This window comes from Catellatospora chokoriensis (genome assembly GCF_011297315.1).
GTDB classification, from domain to species: domain Bacteria; phylum Actinomycetota; class Actinomycetes; order Mycobacteriales; family Micromonosporaceae; genus Catellatospora; species Catellatospora citrea.
The window spans coordinates 1-536 of record NZ_JAAOTI010000083.1; the positions used below are offsets into that span (position 1 = coordinate 1).

1 protein-coding gene is annotated in these 536 nt (G+C 67.5%); it reads left to right on the plus strand.

All coding sequences use genetic code 11. The features are described 5' to 3' along the window. Window positions 1–531 (plus strand): glycoside hydrolase family 6 protein (locus HAV39_RS42070; RefSeq protein ID WP_191844666.1); only part of this gene is annotated, 531 nt, incomplete at its 5' end. Window positions 532–536: the final 5 nt, after the last annotated feature.

The following is a 536-nucleotide window of genomic DNA, read 5'->3' on the forward strand; positions in this document are numbered from 1 at the left end:
ACGTCGGTGCGGCAGAGCAAGTGGGTGGACTGGAACTTCTACGTCGACGAGCAGTCGTTCGCGCAGGCGTTCCGGACCCGGCTGGTGTCGGAGGGTTTCAACTCCAACATCGGCATGCTGATCGACACGTCCCGTAACGGCTGGGGTGGTTCGGCGCGGCCGACCGCGGCGTCGACGTCGACCAGCGTGGACACGTTCGTCAACCAGTCGCGTATCGACCGGCGGATCCATGCCGGCAACTGGTGCAACCAGTCCGGTGCGGGTCTGGGTGAGCGGCCCCGGGCCAACCCGGCGACCGGTATCGACGCGTACGTGTGGGTCAAGCCCCCGGGCGAGTCCGACGGTTCGTCGTCGCTGATCCCGAACAACGAGGGCAAGGGCTTCGACCGGATGTGCGACCCGACGTACACCGGTAACCAGCTCAACGGCAACAACCTGACCGGCGCCCTGGCCAACGCCCCGATCTCGGGCGCGTGGTTCCCGGCCCAGTTCGCCGAACTGATGGCCAACGCCTACCCGCCGCTCTCCTGACCGGC